The sequence below is a fragment of the Roseisolibacter sp. H3M3-2 genome, assembly GCF_029211165.1.
GTDB lineage: Bacteria > Gemmatimonadota > Gemmatimonadetes > Gemmatimonadales > Gemmatimonadaceae > Roseisolibacter.
This window is the reverse complement of record NZ_JARGEK010000066.1, coordinates 1-17,691: the sequence shown is the minus strand read 5'-3', so window position 1 is coordinate 17,691 and position 17,691 is coordinate 1. Positions and strand designations below refer to the sequence as shown.

The following is a 17,691-nucleotide window of genomic DNA, read 5'->3' as shown; positions in this document are numbered from 1 at the left end:
ACTTCCGCGCTCGTGCTCGTCGCGCCGGCGGCGGCGCCGGCGGCGGTGCTGGGGGCGGGGCAGGGGGCCGCGCTGCCGGCGGACCCGGCGTACCTGGTGGCGGCCGACCTGGTGGGCCCCACGCGCCCGGCGGCCCAGACGCGCGCGTGGGGCGGGGCGTACGCGCGCTACGAGGACGACTTCCGGCTCTACGCCGACCGCCACTGGGCGGCCGAGGGGGCGCGCTGGGAGGCGAACTACTACGACCGGGCGCTGATCTACTACGCCTGGTGGGCGCGCACGGGGGAGGCCGAGTACTGGCGGCGCGCCACGCTGCTGGCGGCGGCCTACCGGCGCGACTACCTGGAGGCCAACGCGGCCGACCCCTACAAGGCGTCGCCCCACTGGGCGCAGCTCGAGGGGCTGGAGAAGCACTACCTGCTCACCGGCGACGAGGCGAGCCGCACGGCGGTGGTGCGGGTGGCCGACGTGCTCGACGGCTTCAACCCGACCTACATGACGCGCGCCATCGGCGAGGGGCGCATCGCGGCCCGCCTGGTGCAGAGCGCGCTGCTGGCCTGGCGGCTGACGCCGGCGGGGGCGCCGCTGCCGCCGGGGGCGGAGCAGGCCGACCGGGGGGCGCGCCTGGAGCGGCACCTGGGGGCGGTGTTCGCGTGGCAGCTGGCCGACGGCAGCTACCCGGCCGACGGGCAGGTGTGCGGGGGGCAGCTGAACTACATGGTGGGCATGCTCAACGACGCGCTCCTGAAGGCGCACCGCTACTACCGGCCCGGGGGCCGGGCGCCGGACGCGCGCGTGGAGCCGGCGGTGCGCCGGGCGGCGGCGTACCTGTGGGAGACCCAGTGGGTGCCGGGGGCGCAGAGCTTCCAGTACGCCAGCGTGCTGTGCGCGATGAACCAGCAGGGCTTCGGCGTCGGCGGCCCCGACCCGGCGCCGGACCTCAACGGGCTGCTGCTGACCACCTTCAGCTGGCTGGCGACCCAGGGCGCCGACGCGGCGGCCCGCGACGCCGCCCGCGCCCGCGCCGAGGCCGTCTTCGCCGGCGCCGTCGAGCGCGCCTGGCTCAGCGGCACCAAGCAGTTCAACGAACACTACTCCGCCAGCTTCCAGCACCTCGGGTATCGCTGACCGCGCTCCCGCCCGAGCGGCGACGCGCCCCCCGGACGCCATCGACGGCCGACGGGGGGCGCGTCGCGCGTGGGCGACTTGCCCGCGCTCGGCCGTCCCGACGAGTTTGCCCGCATCGTGCGCATCCTGATCATCTCGTTCTTCTTCCCGCCGTACAACCTGATCGGCGCGGTCCGCCTCGGCGCCACGGCGAAGTACCTCGCGCGCTTCGGCCACGAGGTGCGCGTCGTGTCGGCGCGCCCGCAGCCGCACCCCGAGACGCTCGAGGTGGAAATCCCGCCCGAGTGGGTGGTGCGCACGCCGTGGGCGGACGTCGAGCGGCCGTGGGGCGCGTTCGTGCGCGCGATGCGCCCGCTCCAGACGCTGGCGCGACGCGTCGCCGGCGGGGCGCGCGGGCGCCCGGCGCGGGCCCGTCGGCGCCGAGCGGGATCGCGTGGCAGATGCAGCGCACGTACTGGAACTTCGCCTTCGTCCCCGACCAGTACGTCGGCTGGTACCGGCCGGCGGTGCGCGCGGCGCTCGACGTCGCGCGCGACTGGCGCCCCGACGTCGTGCTCGCGAGCGGCACGCCCTGGACGTCGCTGCTCGTCGGGCGGACGGTCGCGACGCGCCTCGGCCTCCCCTTCGTCGCCGAGCTGCGCGACCCCTGGACCGGCACCACGCTGAGCCGCACCGCGCACTTCGGGTGGCGCGCGCGCCTCGACGCGCGGCTCGAGCGGCACGCGCTGGCGCGCGCGAGCGCGCTGATCTCGGTGTCCGACCCGTACGCCGAGGAGCTGCGCGACCGCTACCACGTGCCGTCGCACGTCGTGCTGAACGGCTTCGACGCGCAGCGCTACGCGGGGGTGCCGAGCGAGCGCCCCGACGACGGCGTGCTGCGGCTCCTCTACACCGGCAACCTCTCGTACGAGCGCGACATCACCCCGCTGCTGGAGGCGATGGCGTCGCTCGGCGACGACGCCGCGCGCGTGCGGCTCGACGTGATCGGCAACGGCGACCTGCCGCTGCAGGCGCACTTCGCGGGCGTCGCCGAGCGGCTGGGCGTCGGCGCGTCGGTGCGCTGGCTCCCCGCGCTCCCGTACCACGCGATGGCGCGGACGCAGCGCGGCGCCGACGTGCTGCTGCTGGTCACCTACGACGACCCGTCGCAGCGCGGCGTCTACACCGGGAAGCTGTTCGAGTACGTCGGCGCCCGCCGGCCGATCCTGCTCGTCGGGATGGTGGACGGCGTCGCGGCCGACCTGCTGCGCGACCGCGGGCTCGGGGCGGCCGAGTCCACCGCCGACGGGATCGCCGCGCGGCTGCGGGGCTGGCTGGCCGAGAAGCGCGAGGGGAACGGCCCCGCCGACACCGCCGGCACCCAGGTCGACGACCTCACGCGCGAGTCGCAGACGCGGCGGCTGGAGGCGATCCTGGTCGAGGCGCGCGCGTCGTTCGGCCGCCGCGCGCCGGCGCGCGCCTGAGGGCGCGCGCCTGAGGGCGCGGCCGGACGCGCGCCGACGGCGTCACGCCAGCCGCACGTCCCCCCACTCGAGCAGCGCGGCGCCCCACGAGTACCCGACGCCGAAGCCCACCAGCATCGCGCGGTCGCCGGCGGCGAACCGGTCCGCCGTCTCGCGCAGCAGGATCGGGATCGTGCTGCCGACGGTGTTGCCGACCGACTCGAGGTAGCTGGGGACGCGCTCCGCGGGGAGCTTCAGCCGCGAGCGCAGCCGCTCGTTCATGAACGCGTTGGCCTGGTGGAAGAGGAACCAGTCCACGTCGTCGGCCGCGACCTGCGCCTTGCCGAGCGTCTCGTCGAGCAGCGCGGGCACGCGCTGCAGCGCGAACGTCGTGATGGCCTGGCCGTTCATGTAGAGGTGCTCGTCCGTCCGCGTGCACCCGATCTCGTCGGTGCGCTCGACGCGCGTGTCGGGCCCGTGCGGCGACCGGGCGCCGCCGGCCGGCACGATCAGGTTCTGGGCGCCGCTGCCGTCGGACCCGAGGACCACCGTGCCGATCCGCGCGCCGCCCGGCTCGTCGGTGATCAGCGTCGCCGAGCCGGCGTCGCCGAACAGCACGCGGATGGTCCGGTCGCGCGGGTGGATGAGCTTCGAGTACGTCTCGCCGGTGAGGAAGAGCACCCGCCGCGCGAGGCCGGCCGCGATCATCCCCTTGGCGAGCGCCAGCCCGTAGACGTAGCCCGAGCACCCCTGGTTGAAGTCGAACGCCGCGACGTGCACGCCGAGCCCGAGCCGGTGCTGCAGCAGGCAGGCGGACGTCGGCAGCAGGTGGTCGGGGGTCTGCGTGCAGAAGATGAGCGCGTCGACGGCGGACGGGTCGACGACGCCGGCGTCGAGCAGCTTCCGCGCGGCGGCGTACGCGAGGTCCGAGGACGTCTCGTGCTCGCCGGCGACGTGGCGCTGCCGGATGCCGACCTTGTCGGCGATCCGCGCCATGTCCCAGTCCGCGTTCTCGCGCTGCAGGTCGTCGTTCGACACGACCCGCTCGGGCAGCGCGTACGCCACCGCGTGGATGAACGCGTCCATCCTCAGCCGGCGCGGAGGCGCTCGATCATCTCGCCGAGCTGCACCGCGGTGCGCGCCTGGATGAACTGCTCGTCGGGGACGGTGACGTCGAACTCGGTCTCGAGATCGAGCATGATGTCCATCGCCTTCATCGAGTCGACGCCGGCGTGGTAGAAGTCCTGGTCCGGCGCCAGCGTCTCCAGCTCGCCGGCGCGCGTGATGATTCCGACGATCTTGTCGACGTTTTCCATGGTGGACGGGAGGTTCGGAGCCGGGGAGGGCGGGAAGGAGCGGGAGCTGGTCGGGACCGCGCGGCGCGGTGACGTCGTCCGCGGCCGGCGCTCAGACCAGCTTGCGGATCTGGCGCGCCGGGTAGCCGGCGACGAGCGTGTCGGGGGGCACGTCGGTCGTCACGACCGAGCGCGTGGCGACGACGCTGTTGTCGCCGATGGTGACCCCCGGGAAGATCGTGCAGTTGCTGCCGATCCAGACGTTGTTGCCGATCGTGATCGGCTTGACGTCGGCGTCGGCCGGCGGGTGCCCGAGCCGGCGCAGCTCGGGGTCGATCGGGTGCCCGTTGGAGTCGAACAGGTGCGTGCCGCCCGCGATGTGGCAGTCGTCGCCGATGACGATCGCCTTGGCGATGCTGAGGACGCAGCCGTGTCCGAGCCCGGTGCGGTTCCCCACGCGGAGCGACGGGCGGTCGGAGAAGCGCGCCGCGAACGCGATGTCGATCTTGCCGACCACGTTGACGTCGTCGCCGAGCACGATCTCGCCGGCGCCCTGGATCCAGGGGACGAAGGCGCCGGTGCGCAGGTTCCGCCCGACGCGCGTGCAGGCGGCCCGCAGGAGGGGGCCGCTGAGGAAGAACTGGACGAACAGGTAGTACAGCTCGCGCACCGCGACGTAGACCGCGAGCAGCAGCTTGCCGAGCACGCGCGGGAGCGGCAGGTGCGCCGAGCGCCGCGCCTTGTAGAGGCGCCGCGTCGCGCCGGCGATCGGGTGATCGCTGACCGCGATGGTTCGGCGGAGAGTCGCGACGTTCATCAGGTGGGGCAGGCGGGAACGCTCAACGTGCGGGCCGCACGCACTGGCCCGGCGCCGGTCCGGGACGGCGGGCCCCCGAAGAGTACCCCCGGCCTCGGGAGGCGGACCATCCCTTGCGCCGCGCGCGGCTGCTCCCGACCGACGAGCGGCGCGCGGCCGGGGCACAACCCCGGCGCGGCGGCCACAGATCGAGGGCGACCGTCGGGAACCGGGCGCGACCGCATATATGCCAATTGCGGACCTCCCGCGCGAGGCTGCGGCGGCCGCGCGACACCGCCACCGCGGCGTGGCGCCGACGCCCGGGGGGCGCTCGCAGGGCGCTCAGGCGCCCCGCGCCTGGCGCGTCGGGGTGCGGCGCCGCGCCGTCCGCCGCTCGAACACGACCTCCTCGGCGAGGATCATGTACCGGATGATCTGCCGCCGCACCTCGGCGAACTGCCGGCTGCGGTCGCGGAACCGGTCGTTCGAGACGAGCGACGCGTCCAGCTCCTTGGCGAAGGAGAGGAGGAAGTAGTCGGCGTCGGTGCCGGCGGGGGCCTGGTGGATCTCCCCGCTGGCCACCAGCGCCTCGTAGGCGGCGCCGTCGTCGATCTGGTGCCGGAGCGCCGCGTCGGCCACCAGGATCGGGTCGAACCCCTGCTCGCGCAGCTTGTCGCGGACCAGCAGCAGGTTGGCGAGGCGGGCGCCTCCCTCGCTCGCGTGGGCGACGTTCGAGCCGTCGACGAGGGCGCGCGGACGCCCGGCCGGGGAGCCCTCCCCGACCGCTTCCAGGTGCGCCGCCGCGCCGCCGCCGTTCGCCATGGGGGCGTGCCGGGCAATTCGCGTGCACTTTCGACGGCCGGGGCGGGGGCGGGGTGCCGGAAACCGGCGGGGCGGGGCATCCTGTTGGGGCCGCGAGAATCCATCCGCCTCCACCTCCCACCCCCGACCCGCCGCCGTGCCGCCCCGCGCCCCCCGCTACTGGCTGCTGAAGTCCGAGGCCGACTGCTTCGGGTTCGACCACCTGCTCGCCGCCCCCGACCGGACCACGTGCTGGGACGGGATCCGGAACTACCAGGCGCGCAACTACATGCGCGACGACATGCGGCCGGGCGACCTGGTGCTGTACTACCACTCGAACGCCGAGCCGCCCGGCGTCGCCGGGATCGCCGAGGTGGTGCGCGAGGCCTACCCCGACCACACCGCGTTCGACCCCGAGGACCCGCACTTCGACCCGAAGAGCCGCCCCGACGAGCCGACCTGGCTGATGGTCGACGTGCGGGCGGTGGAGAAGTTCCCGCGCTACGTGCCGCTCGAGGCGCTCCGGGGCGCGACGGGGCTGGAGGAGATGCTGATCCTGCGCCGCGGCAACCGGCTGAGCATCACCCCGGTCACGGCGGCGGAGTGGAAGGTCGTGTGCGCCCTCGGCGGCGTGCAGCCCGCCGCGAAGGCCGGCGCGAAGGCCGCCGCGAAGCCGCTGCCCGCCGCCCGGGCGCGCGGCTAGATTGGCGGCGACGCGCGGCGGCGCCCCGTCGGCGCCGCCGCGTCCGCACACCACCCGGAGACAGCGGCATGAGCGAGACGAAGACGGCGGCGACGAGCGGCTTGGAACTGCGGGACCCGCGCACCGACCGGAGCTACGCGCTGACGTTGCTCGAGCGCGGCACGGAGGGCGACGAGGCGGTCCGCGCGTCGGACCTGCGCCAGGTGAAGGTCGCCGACGACGACTTCGGCCTGCTCAGCTACGACCCCGCGTTCATGAACACGGCGTCGTGCAAGAGCGCGATCACCTTCATCGACGGCGACAAGGGGATCCTGCGCTACCGCGGCTACCCGATCGAGCAGCTGGCCGAGAAGTCGACCTTCCTCGAGGTGGCGTACCTGCTGCGCAACGGCGAGCTGCCGTCGCAGGACGAGTACGTGAAGTGGGTGCACGACATCACGTACCACACGTACGTGCACGAGAACATCGCCAAGTTCCTGACCGGGTTCCGCCACGACGCGCACCCGATGGCGATGCTCACGTCGGCGCTGGCCGCGCTGTCGTCGTTCTACCCGCAGGCGAAGGACATCTTCGACCCCGAGCAGCGGCACATCTCGATCATCCGCCTGCTGGCGAAGACGCCGACGATCGCGGCGATGATCTTCCGCCACATGAAGGGGCTGCCGGTCGTCTACCCCGACAACTCGCTGCCGTACGGCGAGAACTACCTGTCGATGGTGGCGCGCATGTCGGAGCCGCGCTACGAGGCCAATCCGGCCTTCGCCAAGGCGCTCGACGTGCTGCTCATCCTGCACGCCGACCACGAGCAGAACTGCTCGACGAGCGCGGTGCGCGCGGTGGGCTCGTCGCACGTCGACCCGTTCTCGGCGGTCGCGGCCGGGGTGGCGGCGCTCTACGGCCCGCTGCACGGCGGCGCCAACGAGGCCGTGCTCCGCATGATCGAGCAGATCGGCCACCCGAAGAACGTCCCCGCCTTCATCGAGGAGGTGAAGGGCGGGAAGGGGAGCCGCCTCATGGGCTTCGGGCACCGCGTCTACAAGAGCTACGACCCGCGCGCCAAGATCGTGAAGAAGCTCGCGGACGAGGTGTTCGCGCAGGTCGGCATGGACAAGGACCTCGAGATCGCGCTCAAGCTCGAGGAGGCGGCGCTCAACGACGAGTACTTCGTGAGCCGCAAGCTCTACCCGAACGTCGACTTCTACACGGGGCTGATCTACCGCTCCATGGCGTTCCCGACGTCGTACTTCACCGTGCTGTTCGCGATGGGGCGCATGGCGGGGTGGCTGGCGCAGTGGGAGGAGATGCTGCTCGACAAGGAGCAGAAGATCGCCCGCCCGCGGCAGATCTACGTCGGCCCCGGCGAGCGCGCCTACGAGACGAAGCTCACGGACTTCCAGCCGGACATGCGCAAGGACTCGATCCGCAAGTGACCGCGCGCCCCCGCCCCCGCGTCAGACGAGCGACGCGTGGGGCAGGGGGAGCGAGAACTCGAAGCGCGTCCCGCGCCCGACCTCGGAGTCGACCCGCAGCTCGCCGCCCATCGCGCGCACCAGCTTGCGGCAGATGGCCAGCCCGAGCCCCGCGCTCGAGAACGCGAAGTCGCGCGCGTCGGGGCGCTCGCGGAAGGTCTGGAACAGGGTGGCCAGCACGCGGGGCGGGATGCCGCGCCCCGTGTCGACGATCGTGAAGCGCACGCTCCCCCCGGGCTCGTCCTCGGCGCGCAGCTCGACGCGCCCGGCGGGGGTGAACTTGAGCGCGTTGGTCACGAGGTTCAGCAGCACGCGCTGGATCGCCGGGCCGTGGCCGACGCGGGCGCCGGCCGGCGGCGCGTGCACGACCAGCTGCAGCCCCTTCTCCTCGGCGATCGGCTGCACGATGCCGCGCACCGCCTCGAACAGCTGGGCGAGCGACACGGGGGCGGGCTCCCCCGCCGCCAGGCGGTCGCCGCCGCGCGCCAGCTCCATCACGTCGCCGACGAGCGACGTCAGGCCGAACGCCGCGCCGTAGACGAGCCCCAGCTGCCGCTCCTGCGCCGCCGTCACGGGCCCCGCCTGCTCGGCGCGCATCTGCTCGACCAGGAAGAGGATCGAGCCGAGCGGGGAGCGCATGTCGTGCGCGACCTCGACCAGCAGCTCGAGCGCGCGGGCGCCGGAGAGCTGCTCGACCACCACGCGCGCGACGTCGTGGCGGGCCGCGTCCTCCAGGCGCTCGCAGGCGGCCAGCACCGCCAGCAGCGCCCGCGGGTCGGCCGACGGCTCGCCGGCCGCGTGCTGCGTGGTGGCCTGGTCGAGCAGCCGCTGGCGCAGCGCGCGCAGCAGGTCGGTGAGCGACACCGACCACGGGAGCTCGGGCGGGACGGCGGCGCCGCCGTCGGCCACCGCGCCCCGCAGCGCGACGCACAGCACGCGGAGCGCGTGGCGCGCGAGGTCGCGCTCGCGGCGGTCGGCTGTGCGCGACGCGGTCGACGGCGCGGTGCTGCAGCGGTCGCTCACCCAGGCGGCGGCGCGGTCGACCTCCTCCCACACGTCCACGCGCTGCCCCGCCGCCTCGCGCGGGGGGAGGAGCGGGGTGGCGCGGGTGGTCAGCGGGTGGAGCTGCTCCGGCTCGTCGGTGACGAGGCGCAGCGGGGGGACGACGCGGGGAGAGGGCGGCTCGTCGCCGGAGCGCATGCGCGGGCGCCCCGGCTCAGTCGCCGAAGGTCGCGAGCGCCGCGGCGGCGTCGTCGCGGCGGATGTTGTGCTTCTCGAGGAGCCGGTAGAGCGTCGTGCGGTCGATGCTCGCCAGGCGCGCGGCCTTGGACATGTTGCCGGCGGCGCGCGCGGTGAGGCGCGTCAGGTACTCGCGCTCGAAATGCGCGACCAGCTGCTCCTTCGCCGTGTGGAACGACTCGTTGAAGATCGCCGCCGGCAGCCCGCCCGCGTTCCCCGGCTCCGCCGACACCTCCTCGTAGATCGGGATGTCGTCGGGGGTGATCGGCTTCCCCGGCTCGGCGACCACGGTGACGTGCTCCATCACGTTCTGCAGCTCGCGCACGTTCCCCTTCCAGGCCCGCGTCTGCAGGAAGCGGATCGCCTCCTCGGTCAGGAGCGGGAGGGGCACGCCGGCCTTGCGGTGCCGCCCCCAGAAGCGCTGCAGGAAGTGGCGGGCGAGCAGCGGGATGTCCTCGGGGCGCTGGCGCAGCGCCGGGAGGCGGATCGGGACGACGCAGAGGCGGTAGAACAGGTCCTCGCGCAGCAGCCCGTTCTGCACCGCCTCGCGCGGGTCGCGGTTGGTGGCCGACACGAAGCGCACGTCGACGACGGCGTCCTGCTTCTCGCTGCCGACGCGGCGCACGACGCCGTCCTGCAGCACGCGCAGGAGCTTCGCCTGCAGCGGCATCGGCATCTCCCCGAGCTCGTCGAGGAAGAAGGTGCCCCCGTTGGCCACCTCGAGGAGCCCGGCCTTGTCGCGGTCGGCGCCGGTGAACGCCCCCTTCTTGTGGCCGAACATCTCGCTCTCCAGCAGCGCGCCGGGGATGGCGGCGCAGTTCACCGGGACGAGCTTGCGCTGGCCGCGGCGGCTGTGGCGGTGGATGAACTGGGCGATCAGCTCCTTCCCGGTGCCGCTCTCGCCGAAGATCATGACCGAGGCGTCCGTCCCCGCGACGCGCTTGGCCATGGCGATCGCCTGGCGGAAGGCGGGCGCGTCGCCGATGAGGGCGCTCTCCTCCTCGGGGACGCGCTCGACGATGGCGGCGGGGGCGGAGATCCCGGTGGCGGCCTGGAGGACGCGGGTGTCGCGGACGTCGGGGGTGCCGGCGCTCGCCGCGCGGGCGGCGTGGGCGGCGCGCCCGACCAAGACCTGGAGGTGGGACGCCGAGAAGGGCTTGGGGAGGTAGTCCCAGGCGCCGGCGCGAAGGGCCTCGAGGCTGGAGGCGACGGTCGGGTTCCCGGTCATGACGACGACCAGGGTGCGGCGGTCAGCGGCGCCGATGGCGCGCAGCACGTCCATGCCGCTGACCGGCGTCATGTAGAGGTCGACCAGCGCGATGTCGAAGTGCTGGCGCTGTGCTGCCTCGATCGCATCCTCGCCGCGGGCGAACGTCACGACGTGGTGGCCATCGAGCTGAAGCACGTTGGCACACCCTTCGCGCAGGGTCCGGTCGTCGTCGACGATCAGGATGCGCAGCTGGGTGGTGCGCTCCTGCTCGTCGCCGCGGTGGTCGGCGCGGTCGGCGGTGTCGGTCATCACGCGGCGGGTGGTGTACGGAGGGACGTGCCCCGCCTCGACAAGGACGGCGTCGGCACGCAAACTAGGCGGGCGGGTCCGGGTGTGGCATCCGCGGCACAGGGTTGTGTCGGCTGTGCCACACGGAAACTTGAGCCCCGACCGTCCCCCCGTGCCCTCCGTCACGTCCCGCCCACATCCGTCGCCCCGGCGCTGTCACCCAGCGCACTGCGGCGCGGACGTCCAGTTGCCGATACCTTAGGCGGATGGCGCCCGCCTGGCGTCGTCCGCCCCCGCGCCGCCTGCTCCGGGGACGTCCGCGCGTCCCCGTCGGATCCTCCTCGCGTCGTCCACATGTCCGCTTCGCTCCCCCCGGCCCTCCCCGGCTCCGGCTCCGCCCTCCAGCCCTACGCGCCCGCCGGCGGCGCGCCCGTCGTCTATCGCGACCCGGGGGCGGGGGAGCAGGCGGGGGGCGGGGAGCTCGCCCGCATCCTCTCGGCGCTCAACCGCTTCAAGTGGCTCGTGGTCGGGATCCTGGTGGCCGGGACGGTGGCGGGGGTCCTGGCGACGCGGCTGCTGACGCCCGAGTACCAGGTGCAGTCCACGCTGCTCCTGACCTCCAGCGGGGGGAGCGAGAGCCGCGGCCCGCTGCGGGACGACGCCCTGCTCGACGCGCAGGGGTGGAAGGACCTGCTGAAGGCCTATTCCATCGCCGACTCGGTGGTGATGCAGCTGGCGCTGTACCTCCAGCCGGCGCGCGCCGCGGACTCGGTGGTGTTCCGGGGATTCCAGCTGAACCGGGGGCGCTTCTACCCCGGCGACTACACGCTCGAGGTCGAGGGCGCCCGGTGGACCCTGTCCGACAAGGTCGGGGTGATCCGCGAGGAGGGCGTCGTCGGCGATTCGGTCGGCCGGCGCGCGGGCTTCTACTGGCGCCCGACGAAGGCGGTGCTGGGCGACGACCGCACCGTCAAGTTCCAGGTGCGCATCCCCCGCGAGGCGTCGAACGACATCCTGAAGCGCCTGAGTGTCGACCTGCGCGAGGGGTCGAACCTGATCGCGCTGAGCCTCAGCGGCACGCCGCAGCAGAAGCCCGCCGAGACGCTGAACGCGTGGGGCGAGCAGTTCGTGCGCATCGCCGGCGACCTGAAGACGGCGCGCATGTCGCAGTACGTGCGCATCCTCACCGCGCAGCGCGCGGAGGCCGAGCAGCGGCTGCGCGACGCCGAGTTCCAGCTGACGCGCTACCGCACGCAGGTGATCACGCTTCCGTCCGAGGGGCTGGCGATGAAGCCGGGCGCCACCAGCGGCGGGATCGAGCTGCGCGAGCCGGTGTTCGACCAGTACTTCAAGGACCGCTACGAGCTGCAGACGGTCCAGCGCGACCTGCAGGCGCTCGACCGCGCGATCGCGTCGGTGACGCCGACGTCGGTGCCGATCGAGGGGCTGCTCACGATCCCGACGGTCGCCGGCGACCCGGGCGCGATGACGCTGCGCGAGTCGCTCAACGAGCTGGCCAAGCGCCAGACCGAGCTGCGCGTGCTGCGCGAGCGCTTCACCGACTCCAACAAGGTCGTGCGCGACCAGCTCTACGGGCTGGAGCAGCTGCAGACGCGCGCGATCCCGGAGCAGCTGCGCGCCTTCCGCACCGAGCTGGCGCGCCGCCAGTCGACCGTCAACACGACGATCGCGAAGGCGACGAGCGAGCTGCAGGGGATCCCGCAGCGCTCCATCCAGCAGGAGGCGCTGCGCCGGGAGCTCGACAACGCGACGCAGCTGTACCTGTCGCTGCAGGCGCGGTCGGCGGAGGCGGAGCTGTCGGAGAAGAGCGCGATCCCCGACGTCCGCATCCTCGACCAGGCGGTGATGCCGCTCGAGCCCTCGAAGAACACCGCGCCGCGCATCATCCTGATGGCGATCGGCGGCAGCGTCGCCCTCGGCCTCGCGCTCGCGTTCCTGCTCGACCGCACCGACCGCCGCTTCCGCTACCCGTCGCAGGCGACCGGCGACCTGGGGCTGCAGATCCTCGGCGTCGTCCCCGAGGTGGAGCAGGGGCGCCACGTGTCGCCGGAGAAGGTGGCCGGCGTGGTCGAGGCGTTCCGCGAGCTGCGCATGAACGTGAAGTACTCGTGCATGCCGAACCAGAAGGTGACGCTGGCGGTCACGAGCCCCGGGCCGGGCGACGGCAAGTCGCTCGTCGCCTCCAACCTGGCGCTGAGCTTCGCCGAGGGCGGGTGGCGCACGGTGCTCGTCGACGCCGACCTGCGGCGCGGCTTCCTCAACGAGACGTTCGCGCAGCCGTCGACGCCCGGGCTGATCGAGTACCTCGAGGGGACGAGCCCGCTCGCGGAGGTCCAGCGCACGACGCACCACGCCAACCTGACGCTGATCCCCGGCGGGACGCGCCACCGCCGCGCCCCCGAGCTGCTGGCGACGCCGCGCATGCAGGAGCTCGTCGCCGCGCTGTCGCGCGACTTCGACGCGATCATCGTCGACACGCCGCCGCTCGGCGCCGGCTCCGACGCCTACGCGCTGGCCACGGCGACGACGAACGTCGCGATCGTGCTCCGCGGCGGCACGACCGACGTGCGCATGGCGAAGGCGAAGCTCGAGACGCTCGACCGCCTGCCGGTCGCGGTCATCGGCGCGATCCTGAACGGCGTCCAGACGACCGACGGGATCTACCAGTACTACTCGTACGACACCAAGTACGCGATCACGGCCGGCGAGGAGGTCGAGCCGGCGGGCGCGGTCGGCCGGCTGGGCGACGGGCGCTGACCCCGGGAATGGGCGACGGGCGGCGGGGAGACCCCGCCGCCCGTCGTGCGTCCGGGGGTGCCGGACGTCGTCGTCAGCGGGCGGCGAACGCCGGCTCGGACGCGGGCGGCCCGAGCCGGGCCATGGTGCGCCCGATGAGCGCCGCGCCGTCGGCGGCGCCGGCGCGGGTCGGCTCGAGCGCCAGGACGCTGGTGCGCGGCCGGAGGCGGCCGTCGGCGGCCAGCGAGCGCGCCAGCCGGTCGGCCAGGATGCGCCCGCCGTCCTCGCCGGTGCGGGGGGCCAGCACGGCGTACTGGTCGCGCCCGACGCGCCCCACGACGTCCGACGCCCGCCCCGTCGCCTCCCACGCCGAGCGCACGCGCTCGCCCGCCAGCTCGACGCCGCGCAGGCCGGTCGCCGGGTCGGCGTCGGCCGCCAGGGGCCCGAGCTCGATCCCGACGCAGCAGAGCGGCGCCCCCGCGCGGGCGGCCTCCGCCCCCAGCTCGCGGGCGCGCCCGAGCAGGCCGCGCAGGTTGTAGACGGGGGCGAGGCGGTCGTGCACCCCGGCGTTCCGCAGCTGGTCGGCGTGCCGCTTGGCCGCGATCCAGGTGGCGAGCCGCAGCCGCAGGGCGACGGTGTCGATCGGCAGCTCGACGACGTCCCAGGCCCCGTCGATCAGGGCGTCCATCCGCTCGCCGCGCGACAGGGGCGCCCCGGAGAGGGCGAGCACCGGGGTGACCGGCCCGATCGCGCCGGCCGCCCGCAGCGACGCCGCCACCGACTCGGCGCGTCCGTCGCGGTCCATCCAGACGTCGACGAAGACGACGTCCGGGTCGAGGGCGTCGGCGACGTGGATCGCCTGGGCCAGCGAGGCCGCGCGGCTGGTGGTGAAGCCCCACCCGCGCGCCGCGGCGCCGAGCGCGAGGACGAGCCAGTCGTGGTGACTGACCAGCAGCACCGCGGGCGGGCGCCCGTCGGCGGAGGAGTCGAGCATGGGAGGGATCGGCGGGAAATACGGATCAACCTGCTGGTACGACCTTCGCAAGGATCGTCGCAGTCGTCGCCCGCCTCCGCCGCGTCCGACCGGGCCTTCGCTCGGCCGAGCCCGGTTCACCGGCTAGCCGCTTGCTCGGCAACGAGTTAAGCCGGAATGTGCGGCGTCGCACTTCAGTAACGCGTCGTCGGTGCCGATTCCTCGTATGTTGAAGCCCCGCACGGCCATCTGTAGTATAGACTCGACACGGTGACGTCCCGGACGGGTTCGACCGGGGGTGCCTCGCGCCCCCTGGCTCGCGCCCACCGCGACACTTTCCCGCGCGGCTGCGCGGCGATCGCACCCGTGCTCGGGGTGGCCCCCAATCCTTGTTCATGTCGCCGAGCGTCCTCTCCCGCCCCGCCTCGATCCCGCGCGCGCTCCTGATCCTCGCCGTCCTGGCGGTGGGGCTCCCGGTGCGGGCGGAGGCGATGCGCCAGACGGGGGCGGCCGCCGACACCACGCGGCCGTCCTGGCGGTGGGGCTCCCGGTGCGGGCGGAGGCGATGCGCCAGACGGGGGCGGCCGCCGACACCACGCGCGGGCGTGCGGTAACCTCGTCCAGCCCGGCGGCCTCGCGATCGCAACTCACGGCAGCCGCGGAGGCCGCGGAACGCGCGGCCGCCTCCGGGCCGGACCGCGACCGCGGGCGGGCCCGCAGCGAGGCCGCGGCGATCCGCTCCCGCCTGCAGAGTGGCGACTTCCAGGTCGGCGACCGAATCGGGCTCTCGTTCGCCGGCGACTCGGTCGTGCGCGAGCTGACGGTGCGTGAGGGGACGCTGATCGACTTCCCGTACGGAGTCCCGGCACTGTCCGTAGCTGGCGTGTTGCGCAGCGAGCTGACCGACGTGGTGCTCGGCCATCTCCGGAAATACGTGCGTGACCCGGAGGTTCGCCTCTTCCCGCTCCAGCGGCTGGCGGTCTCGGGCGCGGTCCGGGCGCCGGGCGTCTACTGGGTTCGCCGCGACCTGCAGGTCTCCGAACTTGTCATGCGTGCAGGCGGGCCCGACCAGAACGCGCGGATGGAGAAGGCGCGCGTCGTGCGAGGTGGTCGCGAGGTACTGAGCGACAAGTCGTTCGCGCGGGTCGCGCGGGAAGGGCAGACGGTCGAGGAGGCCGGGTTGCAGGCGGGGGACGAACTCCGGGTGCCGGCCCGCCCGAATCGCAACTGGGCGCAGATCGGTAGCTACGCCTTCTTCGGCATCTCCGCGCTCACGGCGCTGCTCGCTCTCGTGCGCGCCTCCTATCAGTGAACGGGAATCCCACACGCCTCTGACGGTGCTCCCGTTGCAGCCGCTGCCATCCGAAGGCGCGAGCGCGCCTCGCCCCCCGTTCGTCGACATCCCCTCGCCGCCGCGCGCGGGGGAGGTGCGGCGCGCGGCGCCCGAGCCCGCGTTCGGGTGGTCGGACGACGCGTCGCCGTGGGGCCAGAGCGCCACCACCGGGCCGGCGGTCGCCGTGGCCGAGCGGTCTGAGGCGGCGAACCGAATCCTGAACGTCGTCGTGGCGGCGGTCGCGCTGCTGGTGCTGGCGCCGCTGTGCGTGCTCGTCGCGGCGCTGGTGAAGTTGACCTCGTCGGGGCCGGTGTTCTATACGCAGACGCGCATCGGCCTCGACCGGCGCTGGCGCGGGCTCGCGCCCGACGACGGCGACCGGCGGGTCGAGGACCTGGGCGGACAACCGTTCACGATCCTCAAGTTCCGGTCGATGACCGTGAACGCCGAGAGCAACGGGCAGGCGGTGTGGGCGACCAAGCACGACGCCCGCGTCACCCCGATCGGCCGCGTGATGCGCAAGACGCGCATCGACGAGATCCCGCAGCTGGTCAACGTGCTGCGCGGCGAGATGAACATCGTCGGCCCGCGCCCCGAGCGGCCGAGCATCGTGGTGCGCCTGCGCGAGAGCATCGCCGAGTACCCGCTGCGGCACCGCGTGAAGCCCGGGATCACCGGGTGGGCGCAGATCAACCACAGCTACGACGCGTGCATCGAGGACGTGCGCCGCAAGGTCGCATACGACCTCGAGTACATCGAGAACCAGGGGCTGCTGATGGACCTGAAGATCATGGTCCTGACCCTCCCGGTCATGATCTTCCGGAAGGGCGCGCACTAGCGCGCCGCTGTCCGGCCCCCGAAGCACCCGGCAGTGACCTCTCCCTCCGTGACCGCGTTCGACCCGCGCCTCGCCGGCGCGGTCGAGCCCCGCGTCTCGCCCCTCCGCGGCTACTGGCGGCACTCCGCGATCCTCGCGGTCCTGCTCACGGCAGTCGTGGGTGCCCGCGCGCACGAGCTGATCCCGATCCTCCCCAAGGTCCGCCCCGCGCTGGTCATGGCGGCGGTCGGCGGATTCCTGGCGCTGACGTCCACGTCGCCGGCGGTGCGCCGGACCGCGCTGGGCGACCCGCTGTTCAAGCTGCCCGCGGCGTACTTCGGGTGGGCCGCGCTGACCGCGCCGTTCGCGCTCTGGGTGGGGATGTCGATCAAGGGGCTGCAGGGCGCCGTGCCGGCGCTCGTCGCGTGCCTCGTGATCCTGCTGTGCGAGCCCACGCAGCGAACGGTCGAGCGGCTGCAGCGCGGCTTCGTGCTCGGCTGTGCGCTGACGGCTGTGCTCGCCCAGACGCGAGGTTACTCGACCGACGGGCGTCTGACGACGGGGGCGTCGCTCGACTCCAACGACCTGGCCGCCGTGATGGCGCTCGTCGTGCCGCTCTGCGCCGGACTCGTGGCGCGCGCCCGTAACGTGATGAAGCTGCTGTGGGGCGGCGTGCTCGCGACTCTCATCGGCACCTTGGTGATGACCGGCTCGCGCGGCGGCGTCATCGCCATCGTCGTGTCGACCGCCGTGTACGTCGCCGGGCAGCCCGGGCGCCGGCGGGTGCTCTACGCGCTCGGCGCCGTCCTGGCCGCGACCACCGCCTACAGCATGGGGAGCGCGACGTTCAAGGAGCGCATGACGTCGTTCTTCGTCGAGGGGCAGCAGGACTACAACTACACCGACTGGACGGGGCGGCGCGCGGTGTGGCAGCGCGCGCGCGGCTACTTCGTGCAGAGCCCGGTCATCGGCGTGGGCTTCCAGAACTTCCCGGTCGCCGAGGGCGAGACCTGCAAGCGCATGTTCCCGGGGCGCGGGTGCAAGTGGTCGGACACGCACAACGCCTACCTGCAGGCGGCGTCCGAGCTGGGCCTCCCGGGCATCGGGCTGTTCGTGGCGATGCTGGTCGCCGGCGCGCGCCGCGCCTTCCCGATGTGGCGCTCCTCGGCCGCGCGGGCGGGGCGCGGGGCGATGCACCGGCCCGAGTTCCTGGCCGCGATGTCGGGGTTCGCGGCGTCGGCGACGTTCCTGTCGCACGCCTACTTCTACCTGATGTTCGCGCTGCTGGCGCTGATCGCGCTCGCCTCGCGGACGGCGGCGCGGGTGTCGGCGCCGGTCGCGTACGCCCCCGGCGAGCCGCCGGTGCCGGTGCGGCGCGGGGTGCGCGGCGGCGGGTCGTTCGCCCCCGGGTTCCGCGGCGGCCTGGCGCGGGTCCGCGCC

Annotated in this window: 15 protein-coding genes; 8 read left to right on the top strand and 7 right to left on the bottom strand. The window is 73.8% G+C overall.

Going from position 1 to position 17,691, the window contains the following annotated elements:
• Both PYV61_RS07945 and PYV61_RS07940 read left to right on the top strand, forming a co-directional pair.
• Positions 1-1,128 (top strand): hypothetical protein (locus PYV61_RS07945; RefSeq protein WP_275830113.1); only part of this gene is annotated, 1,128 nt, incomplete at its 5' end.
• Positions 1,129-1,568: 440 nt separating this feature from the next.
• Entirely contained in the window at positions 1,569-2,591 is a 1,023-nt protein-coding gene (locus PYV61_RS07940; protein ID WP_275830110.1) for a glycosyltransferase, read from the top strand.
• Between the two features lie 42 nt (positions 2,592-2,633).
• On the opposite strand, the gene PYV61_RS07935 is transcribed toward PYV61_RS07940, so the two are convergent.
• From PYV61_RS07935 to PYV61_RS07920, 4 genes are all read right to left on the bottom strand, one after another.
• Entirely contained in the window at positions 2,634-3,656 is a 1,023-nt protein-coding gene (locus PYV61_RS07935; RefSeq protein WP_275830109.1) for a ketoacyl-ACP synthase III, read from the bottom strand.
• A 2-nt stretch (positions 3,657-3,658) separates the two neighbouring features.
• Complete coding sequence (locus tag PYV61_RS07930; RefSeq protein ID WP_275830107.1) at positions 3,659-3,886, bottom strand: acyl carrier protein; 228 nt, start codon at positions 3,884-3,886, stop codon at positions 3,659-3,661.
• Positions 3,887-3,977: 91 nt separating this feature from the next.
• A complete protein-coding gene (locus PYV61_RS07925; RefSeq protein WP_275830106.1) occupies positions 3,978-4,682 on the bottom strand; it encodes an acyltransferase in 705 nt (234 codons plus the stop codon).
• A 321-nt stretch (positions 4,683-5,003) separates the two neighbouring features.
• Entirely contained in the window at positions 5,004-5,483 is a 480-nt protein-coding gene (locus tag PYV61_RS07920; RefSeq protein WP_275830105.1) for a hypothetical protein, read from the bottom strand.
• 136 nt (positions 5,484-5,619) lie between these two features.
• Between PYV61_RS07920 and PYV61_RS07915 the strand changes: the two genes are divergently transcribed.
• Positions 5,620-6,165 carry an EVE domain-containing protein gene (locus tag PYV61_RS07915; protein WP_275830103.1) on the top strand — a complete coding sequence of 182 codons (546 nt, stop codon included), beginning with the start codon at positions 5,620-5,622 and terminating at the stop codon, positions 6,163-6,165.
• Between the two features lie 68 nt (positions 6,166-6,233).
• Complete coding sequence (locus tag PYV61_RS07910) at positions 6,234-7,595, top strand: citrate synthase (protein ID WP_275830101.1); 1,362 nt, start codon at positions 6,234-6,236, stop codon at positions 7,593-7,595.
• A 21-nt stretch (positions 7,596-7,616) separates the two neighbouring features.
• On the opposite strand, the gene PYV61_RS07905 is transcribed toward PYV61_RS07910, so the two are convergent.
• Both PYV61_RS07905 and PYV61_RS07900 read right to left on the bottom strand, forming a co-directional pair.
• Entirely contained in the window at positions 7,617-8,834 is a 1,218-nt protein-coding gene (locus PYV61_RS07905; RefSeq protein WP_275830099.1) for a HAMP domain-containing sensor histidine kinase, read from the bottom strand.
• A 16-nt stretch (positions 8,835-8,850) separates the two neighbouring features.
• Complete coding sequence (locus PYV61_RS07900) at positions 8,851-10,392, bottom strand: sigma-54 dependent transcriptional regulator (protein ID WP_275830097.1); 1,542 nt, start codon at positions 10,390-10,392, stop codon at positions 8,851-8,853.
• A gap of 333 nt (positions 10,393-10,725) precedes the next feature.
• On the opposite strand from PYV61_RS07900, the gene PYV61_RS07895 reads away from it, so the two are divergent.
• Positions 10,726-13,149, top strand: coding sequence for a polysaccharide biosynthesis tyrosine autokinase (locus PYV61_RS07895; RefSeq protein WP_275830095.1), 2,424 nt, complete (start codon positions 10,726-10,728; stop codon positions 13,147-13,149).
• A gap of 73 nt (positions 13,150-13,222) precedes the next feature.
• On the opposite strand, the gene PYV61_RS07890 is transcribed toward PYV61_RS07895, so the two are convergent.
• Complete coding sequence (locus PYV61_RS07890) at positions 13,223-14,122, bottom strand: hypothetical protein (RefSeq protein WP_275830093.1); 900 nt, start codon at positions 14,120-14,122, stop codon at positions 13,223-13,225.
• 544 nt (positions 14,123-14,666) lie between these two features.
• On the opposite strand from PYV61_RS07890, the gene PYV61_RS07885 reads away from it, so the two are divergent.
• The 3 genes from PYV61_RS07885 to PYV61_RS07875 all read left to right on the top strand — a co-directional run.
• Positions 14,667-15,413, top strand: a complete 747-nt coding sequence (locus PYV61_RS07885) for an SLBB domain-containing protein (protein WP_275830090.1) — start codon at positions 14,667-14,669, stop codon at positions 15,411-15,413.
• A 25-nt stretch (positions 15,414-15,438) separates the two neighbouring features.
• Entirely contained in the window at positions 15,439-16,272 is an 834-nt protein-coding gene (locus tag PYV61_RS07880) for a sugar transferase (RefSeq protein ID WP_275830088.1), read from the top strand.
• 33 nt (positions 16,273-16,305) lie between these two features.
• A partial coding sequence (locus PYV61_RS07875; RefSeq protein ID WP_275830086.1) for an O-antigen ligase family protein occupies positions 16,306-17,691 on the top strand: 1,386 nt, incomplete at its 3' end.

Bases quoted from the DNA above. Each gene is read 5' to 3' on its own strand.
- PYV61_RS07940 (WP_275830110.1), top strand. From the start codon at position 1,569: ATGCAGCGCACGTACTGGAACTTCGCCTTCGTCCCCGACCAGTACGTC.
- PYV61_RS07935 (WP_275830109.1), bottom strand. From the start codon at position 3,656: ATGGACGCGTTCATCCACGCGGTGGCGTACGCGCTGCCCGAGCGGGTC.
- PYV61_RS07930 (WP_275830107.1), bottom strand. From the start codon at position 3,886: ATGGAAAACGTCGACAAGATCGTCGGAATCATCACGCGCGCCGGCGAG.
- PYV61_RS07925 (WP_275830106.1), bottom strand. From the start codon at position 4,682: ATGAACGTCGCGACTCTCCGCCGAACCATCGCGGTCAGCGATCACCCG.
- PYV61_RS07920 (WP_275830105.1), bottom strand. From the start codon at position 5,483: ATGGCGAACGGCGGCGGCGCGGCGGCGCACCTGGAAGCGGTCGGGGAG.
- PYV61_RS07910 (WP_275830101.1), top strand. From the start codon at position 6,234: ATGAGCGAGACGAAGACGGCGGCGACGAGCGGCTTGGAACTGCGGGAC.
- PYV61_RS07905 (WP_275830099.1), bottom strand. From the start codon at position 8,834: ATGCGCTCCGGCGACGAGCCGCCCTCTCCCCGCGTCGTCCCCCCGCTG.
- PYV61_RS07900 (WP_275830097.1), bottom strand. From the start codon at position 10,392: ATGACCGACACCGCCGACCGCGCCGACCACCGCGGCGACGAGCAGGAG.
- PYV61_RS07895 (WP_275830095.1), top strand. From the start codon at position 10,726: ATGTCCGCTTCGCTCCCCCCGGCCCTCCCCGGCTCCGGCTCCGCCCTC.
- PYV61_RS07890 (WP_275830093.1), bottom strand. From the start codon at position 14,122: ATGCTCGACTCCTCCGCCGACGGGCGCCCGCCCGCGGTGCTGCTGGTC.
- PYV61_RS07885 (WP_275830090.1), top strand. From the start codon at position 14,667: ATGCGCCAGACGGGGGCGGCCGCCGACACCACGCGCGGGCGTGCGGTA.